Origin of the sequence: Rhodococcus sp. IEGM 1241 (assembly GCF_033142365.1) — a bacterium.
Classification (GTDB): Bacteria; Actinomycetota; Actinomycetes; order Mycobacteriales; family Mycobacteriaceae; genus Rhodococcus_F; species Rhodococcus_F erythropolis.
Window position 1 is genome coordinate 1 of the sequence record NZ_JAWLSE010000035.1, and the last position, 8,052, is coordinate 8,052.

Here is an 8,052-nt window from a genome sequence, read left to right on the forward strand (position 1 = left end):
GTGAGCAGGTTCTCGATGATTTGATCGGGATGTTCGTCAATACGTTGGTGTTGCGGACGGAGGTGGATTCTTCGGAGTCGTTCTCGGAGTTGTTGGGTCGGGTTCGTGAGGGCGATCTGGGTGCATTTGCCCATGTAGATCTGCCGTTCGAGCGGTTGGTGGAGGTGCTTAATCCGGCGCGGTCGCAGGCTCGTAATCCGTTGTTCCAGGTGATGCTGTCGTTCCAGAACATGGAGCAGTCGGTGCTTCGACTTGGCGATCTGACAGTTGCGGGAATCGACGCCAACACGGTGGCGGCCAAGTTTGATCTGCAGTTGACCATGGTCGAGCAGTTTGACGAGGCGGGCGCACCAGCGGGGATGGCGGCGCAGTTCACGTACGCGACGGATCTGTTCGACAAGTCGACGGTGGCAGGCTTTGCCGGCAGGTTCGGGCGCATCCTTGCTGAGATCACTGTTGATCCGTCAGTTCGGTTGGGTGATATCGACGTACTTACCGCTGCTGAGCGCAGCAACCTTCTCAGCTGGTCCACTGGTGGGCGCACAGCGTTGGCAGGCGCGTCCCTGACTGCGATGTTCGACGAACAGGTTGGGCAGACCCCTGATTCTCTTGCCGTCGAGTGCGATGGCGAGGCGCTGACCTACGGGCAACTCGACGCCTACGCAAACGTGGTGGCCGAGCGATTGACGGCGGCCGGCGTCGGTCCGGATGACGTCGTCGCGTTGATCGTGCCGAGGTCGGTCGAGTGGGTCGTAGGTATGTTGGCGGCGTGGAAGGCGGGTGCTGCGTACGGGCCGATCGATCCGTCGTACCCACAGGATCGGATCGAAGCGATAATCGCCGACACTGGCGCCCGATGTGCGGTGAGTACGACGACTCTCGATCTGGCGGTGGACGTCATCGTCCTCGACAGCATCATGCGCGATTCGCCGATTGTGGAGGGGCCGACGGATCGATGGCGTGAACTCGGTGCGGGGGACCGCTTGGGGTATGTCATTTCGACATCCGGTTCGACTGGTCGTCCGAAGCCGACGTTGGTGCCGATGGCGGGCATCGAGAATACGGTGGCCTGGTATCGCAGCGAGTTGCCCGAAACTGGTGGTCTTTTGATCGCGTCGTCACCCAGTTTCGACCTGACGCAGAAGAACGTCTGGGCAGCGCTGAGCAGCGGTCGGACCGCAGTGCTTGCCTCAGACGGTTTCGATCCGGATGCGATCGTCGCTCGCGTCGGGCACGGTGACGTCGCAGTGGCGAACATGTCGCCGAGCGCATTCGAAGCCGTGGTGGATTCCGATGAGGAGTCTGCTCTGAGCGTTCTCGATGTTGTGTTCCTTGGAGGCGAGTCGATCCGGCTCAATCGTCTTGGCAGTTTGTTGTCAGGCGGCGTACGCCTGGTGAACAGTTACGGCCCGACGGAAGCGTCGGACGTGGTCTCGTTCCACGCAGTGACTGCGCATGACACCGTCAGCGTTCCGATCGGTGCACCGGTGCCGAACATGGATCTGTTCGTTCTGGATCGGTCGTTGGGTATGGTGCCGCCGGGCGTGATCGGCGAGTTGTATGTCGGTGGTGTCGGTGTCGGTCGCGGATACGGAAACCGAGCAGCGTTGACGGCGGAGCGTTTCGTCGCCAACCCCTTTGCGGTCGAGGAAAGGGGCGCCCCAGATGGCGGCAGCAGGTTGTATCGAACCGGCGACCTCGTCAGGTGGAACGGTCGGGGCGAGCTCGAGTACATCGGCCGATCGGATTTCCAGGTCAAACTGCGGGGGCAGCGTATCGAACTCGGCGAGATCGAATCTGCTCTGATCTCGCACGAAGCGGTTTCAGATGCGGTGGTCGTCCTGCACAGCGATGCGACGTTCGGCGACAGCCTGGTCGGGTATGTCGTGGGAACTTCAGTAGATGCGTCCGAAGTTCTGGAGTCTGCCCGGGCCGTGCTTCCGACGTACATGGTGCCCTCGAAGGTTCTTGTCCTCGACGAGCTTCCTCTCAATGCTTCGGGCAAATTGGATCGAAAGGCTCTCCCGTCACCGGTATTCGAGGCAGCAGAGTTTCGGGCGCCGGTCACAGCGGTGCAGGAAATTGTTGCGTCGGTGTTCGGAGATGTGTTGGGCGCGGAGCGGGTCGGTCTGGATGACGATTTCTTTGCGCTGGGTGGTAATTCGTTGATCGCTACCAGGTTGGCAGCAAGATTGGGACAGGCGCTCGATGCGCAGGTCCCGGTGCGCGTGCTGTTCGAGAACTCGACAGTGGAAGGTTTGGCTGCAGTAGCGCAAAAGACCGCAGGTTCCGGTGCGAGGATGGAGTTGGAGGCGCGGGAACGTCCAGAACGTCTTCCTCTGTCCTTGGCCCAGCAGCGAATGTGGTTGGTAAACCAGATGGATCCCGGTTCTGCGGCATACAACATTCCGTTGGCTCTGCGATTGACAGGGAACTTGGATGTCGCGGCTTTGCGCCAGGCTCTTCACGACGTTTTGGTTCGACATGAGTCGCTCCGGACCAGCTACCCGAGTGACATCGAAGGGCCGGTTCAGAAAATCGTCGCGATCGACGAACTCCTTTCGCCTCTCGAAACGATTCAGGTGGACGACGAGGCCGCGGCGTTCAATCGCGTCGTGGAGTTGGTGACGACCGGATTCGACGTAGCTCAGGAAGTACCTGTACGCACTGGGTTGCTCGAGTTGGGGCCGGCAGACTTCATATTCGTCTTGGTCGCTCATCACATCGCCGCTGACGGTGAATCGATGGGACCTCTGGCCCGAGACATGATGGTCGCCTATGAGGCCCGCATGCGCGGTACCGCGCCGTCGTGGACGCCGTTGACTGTTCAGTACGCGGACTTCGCGATCTGGCAGCGCGAATTGCTCGGTAGCGTCGACGAGATCGGCTCGCAGGCTGCACAGCAACTCGACTTCTGGCGCCGGACGTTGAACAGTGTGTCGTCGACGCCCGGATTGCCTTCCGACCGTCAGCGACCCGCGCAGATGTCTGCAAAGGCCGGTGTCTCGGAGTTCTCCGTCAGTGCGGACACGGCGACGCGGCTCAACGAGATTGCGCGCGAACACAACGCCACATTGTTCATGGTTGTGCATGCCGCGCTTGCAGTTCTCATCTCACGGTTGAGCGGAAGCCGAGATTTCGCGATCGGAACAGTTGTAGCCGGGCGAGGTGAGCAGCAACTGGACGACATAGTCGGAATGTTCGTCAACACACTCGCACTCAGGACCGCTCCGGACCTCGGAGCAGGATTCGGCGAATTGGTCTCGCTGGTTCGAAATGTCGATCTCGAGGCATTTGCGAACGGCGACATACCGTTCGAGGAAGTTACCGGCGCCTTGTCGGCGTCAGCGAACGAGCTTTTCCAGGTTGCACTGTCGGTCGAACCGATGGCAGGAGCCGAGTTCACTCTGCCGGATCTGAAGATCTCGGCAGTCGAGGGTGTGGAGGCGACTGCGAAGTTCGACCTCCAACTCAATCTCAGTTCTGATCCGATCACAGGAGGACTGATTGGCCATTTGGTTTTCGCCGCCGATCTTTTCGACCAAGCGACCGCCGACGCACATGTCGAGCGATTCGTACGCGTTCTCGATCGGGTGTCCTCGGATCCTTCACGTCCGATCGGTGACATCGAACTGCTCACCGACTCCGAACGAGCAGAAGTCCTCGGCTCCGTGGACACAACGCCACCCCCGGCAGTTGGCGCTTCGACGGGCAGACTCGTGCCACAGCGATTGACGAACTCCGTGGAGGCTGATCCTGACGCCGTCGCAGTCGTGTGCGATGAAGAGGAAGTGACATACCACGAGGTCGATGCACGATCATCTCGCCTTGCACGCCACCTCATCAGTCTTGAGATCGGCCCGGGCGACGCAGTGGCGATGACAGGGCTGCGTGGCATCGAACTGGTAGTGGCGATCTGGGCGCTGTCCAAAGCAGGTGTGGCAGTACTCGTGGGAGCTACAACAGGAACAGCGGGTGCGAATGGAACAAGCCCGAGTCTGGCCTTGACGCTGACTTCGGGCGATGCAGATTCTGTGAATTCCGATGTTCCGCTGGAGACGACCCTCGATCTGGCCCGGCCCGATGTTGTCGAATTGGTGGCGTCGTATTCGAGTCGTTCCGTGAACTACGCGGACCGGGTTCGTCCGCTCAATGTTGACGACGTCGCGGTCGTGGTTACCGGATCAGCCTCTGACCAGATCACCCAGGGAGAGCTCGCGGCGAAGTTGGATGCTATGTCGCAAAAGCACGAGGTCGACTACGAATCGCGTTTGATGTACTTCGGTCCCGCGGACGACGACACATCGGTTATGACGATCCTGCTGGCCGGGGTGGTCGGTGGCGTCGTTCTCCTGTCCTCGGAAGAGTCTAGGAATGCCGATGTGCACGGACTCCTCGAGGAGGAGTGGGTTTCGCACGCGGTAGGTCAGACAGACGTCTTCACAGATGTCGTCGAAGGAGCGTTGCCTGATCTACGGCTGGCGTGTGATTCCGCGACGTGGACTCTGAGCTGACGCCGCCGTTCTGGAAGTAGATGGACGCCCATATCCCGAACAGTCCGATGATGTCCACTCCTCGACAGCTGTAACAATGGTTCGGTGTGTCCGATCAACTACTGGGGTTATACCGGGACGTCGAACTCGATTTGCCCAGGTCAAGGGTAGAACCTCGGAAGTGATCGGATTCCCGCGAATACCGATCGAACTGCAGTACCAAAGCGAAGGTGAAATGTCTTGACGCAGCACGAGCTCCTCCATCACGCCGTTCGAGCGCAGGTCGTGGCCGCATGAGCGCCGATGGTGTGACGCCGGATACCTCTGGTACTCGCAAGAGTCGACGGGAGCGGCCCGCCCGCACTCGCCGAGCGAGGACATTGTTGCTGCCCCAGTTGCTGGCGGCGGCCGTCGAGTTGGATCCTTCGAGGGACGCGTTGCGATTCGAGGGGCACTCACTTTCCTACGCCGAATTGGATGCGCGGTCGTCTCGCCTGGCTCGTATGTTGATTGCCGGCGGTGTAGGTCCGGAGGACAGGGTTGCCGTGTCCATCCCGCGGTCAATCGAATCAGTGCTGGCAGTGTGGGCAGTCGCGAAGACCGGTGCAGCTTTTGTGCCGGTGGATCCGAACTATCCGTCTGACCGTGTTGCGTACATGATCGAGGATTCGGGTGTCTCGATCGGCTTGACCGTCGGCGAATTAGGTATTGATTTGCCATCGTCTGTGAGGTGGATCGCGATCGATTCTCTCGAGACGACGCAGGCATCGGAAGCGATGTCCGGCGAACCGGTGGCGTATTCGGACCGTGTTCGCACTCTGCGAGTCGAACACCCTGCATACGTTATCTACACCTCAGGGTCGACTGGACGTCCGAAAGGTGTTGTTGTCACGCACGCAGGCCTGGGCAATTTGCTGAGTGAACAGGCTGAGCGACTTGGTGCCACAGCCCACTCGAGGGTTCTGCACTTCGCCACCCCCAGCTTCGATACTTCGCTCTTCGAGCTGTTGCTTACCATCGGTTCCGGCGCGACGATGGTTATCGTTCCGACGACGGTTTACGGTGGTGACGAGCTCGCGGAACTATTGAAAACCGAACGCGTCACGCATGTGGTGGGAACCCCGTCAATGTTGGCATCTGTCGATCCCTCGGGGTTGGATTCCATCGTCACCGCTGTAGTCGGTGGCGAGGTATGCCCACCTGAGCTTGTTGCACGGTGGGGACGGGACAGGGCCTTCTACAACGGATACGGCCCAACCGAGACGACTATTGTCACCAACATCAGCCCGAAACTGGCACCAGGTGACCGCGTGACAATTGGTGGACCTGTTCGCGGGGCCTCCGCCCTGGTTCTGGACTCACGGTTACAGCCAGTCCCAGTCGGGTCGACAGGTGAGCTGTATCTTGCCGGGCCTCAGGTTGCGCGCGGATATCACAATCTGGCGGGAATGACTGCCGACCGTTTCATCGCGAATCCGTTTGGAGCGCAGGGCGAACGAATGTACCGCAGTGGTGACCTCGTACGCTGGGTCATCGCAGATGGGGGTGCACGGGACCTCGAATACGTCGGGCGATCCGACTCCCAAGTGAAGATCCGAGGCTTCCGGGTCGAGCTCGGAGAGATCGACGCAGTTCTTGCATCCCATCGCGCGGTCGACTTCGTTGCAACCCTCGGTCGCAAGCTCGACAATGGGGAGCAGGCTCTGGTGGCATACGTGCTGCCACGGGCGGGAGCTGAGGTAGACATCACGGAAATGCTCGACGTCTGCAGACAAGAATTGCCTAGGCATATGGTGCCTGCCTCTGTCGTTCTCATCAGTGAAATTCCGTTGACACCCGTGGGCAAGTTGGATGCTTCCGCGTTGCCGGAGCCGCATTTCGAGTCTCGTCCATTCCGTGCTCCTTCCACTGAGGATGAAATCCAGATCGCCACGGTGTTTGGTGAACTGCTCGGGCTGGAGCAGGTCGGAGCGGATGACGATTTCTTCGAGCTTGGAGGCAATTCGCTTGTCGCAGCGAAGTTGGCAGCACGGTTGAGTGCTGTCTTCGACGTGCGGGTACAAGTCAAGACGTTGTTCGAGTCTTCGACCGTGTCGTCGCTTGCCTCTGCGCTCGCAGCTTCCACTGGGCGTGCTCGTGTGGCGTTGACTGCTCGGGTGCGTCCGGAGCGGGTGCCGTTGTCGTTGGCGCAGCAGCGGATGTGGTTTTTGTCGCGGTTTGATGCTGTGTCGGGTGTGAACAATATTCCGATTGTGTTGCGTTTGTCTGGTGTGGTGGATGTGGCGGCTCTGCAGGCTGCTGTGTCGGATGTTGTTGCGCGGCATGAGATTTTGCGGACGGTGTATCCGGAGTTCGAGGGGGGCGGGTTCCAGCAGGTTCTTCCGGTGGGTGGGTTCGCTGTGGATATTTCTGCGGTGCCGGCCGATGAGGCTGATTTGTTGGGTGTGTTGGCGCCGGTGGTGACTGAGGGGTTCGATGTCACTTCTGAGGTGCCGTTGCGGGTTCGTTTGTTCCAGACGGGTTCGTCGGAGTTTGTGTTGGCGTTGGTGGTTCACCATATTGCTGCTGATGGTGTGTCGATGGGGCCGTTGGTGCGTGATGTGTCGATGGCGTATGTGGCGCGTGCGGGTGGACAGGTCCCGGGGTGGGCGCCGTTGGCGGTGCAGTATGCGGATTACGCGTTGTGGCAGCGTGAGGTGTTGGGGTCCGAGGGTGATCCGTCGTCGTTGATGTCTGAGCAGTTGGGGTATTGGACGTCGGTGTTGGCGGGGTTGCCGGAGCGGATCGAGTTGCCGGCGGATCGTTCGCGGCCGTTGGTTGCGTCCAATCGTGGTGCTAGTTACCAGTTCTCGGTTGATGTGCGGTTGCATCGGGCGCTCGAGCAGTTGGCGCTTGATCGTGGTGTGTCGTTGTTCATGGTGGTGCATGCGGCGTTGGCGGTGGTGTTGGCGCGGTTGAGTGGTAGTGATGACGTTGTGGTGGGCTCGCCGATCGCTGGGCGGGGTGAGCCGGAGCTTGATGATTTGATCGGGATGTTCGTCAATACGTTGGTGTTGCGGACGGAGGTGGATTCTTCGGAGTCGTTCTCGGAGTTGTTGGGTCGGGTTCGTGAGGTCGATCTGGGGGCGTTCGGCAACGAGGATGTTCCGTTCGAGCGGTTGGTGGAGGTGCTTGATCCGGCGCGGTCGCAGGCTCATCATCCGTTGTTCCAGGTTGCGTTGTTCTTCCAGAACATGGCGCAGAGTGTCTTGGAATTGCCGGGGCTGTCGATTGCCGGTTTCGACGCGGGTGTGGAGATCGCGAAGTTCGATCTGCAGTTGACGGTGTCACCGTTGGAGGAGGACGGCGTCGGTGTGGGGATGCCGATGTCGTTGACGTATGCGACGGATTTGTTCGACGAGTCGACGGTTGTCTCGTTTGCGGAGCGGTTGGTTCGGGTTCTGGAAGCGATGGTGGCGGAGCCTGATTCGGTTGTCGGGGATGTGGAGTTGCTCGGCGAGGACGAGCGTTCGCAGGTGTTGGTGGCGGTCAATGACACTGTTCACGAGTTGACTGTTGG

General features: G+C 60.0%; 2 protein-coding genes. Both read left to right on the top strand.

Annotation, left to right across the window (positions count from 1 at the left end):
• Nucleotides 1–4,514, top strand: a 4,514-nt coding sequence (locus R4P70_RS32275) for a non-ribosomal peptide synthetase (protein WP_317833784.1), incomplete at its 5' end; no start/stop codon positions are given.
• A 272-nt stretch (nt 4,515–4,786) separates the two neighbouring features.
• A partial coding sequence (locus R4P70_RS32280) for an amino acid adenylation domain-containing protein (protein WP_317833786.1) occupies nt 4,787–8,052 on the top strand: 3,266 nt, incomplete at its 3' end.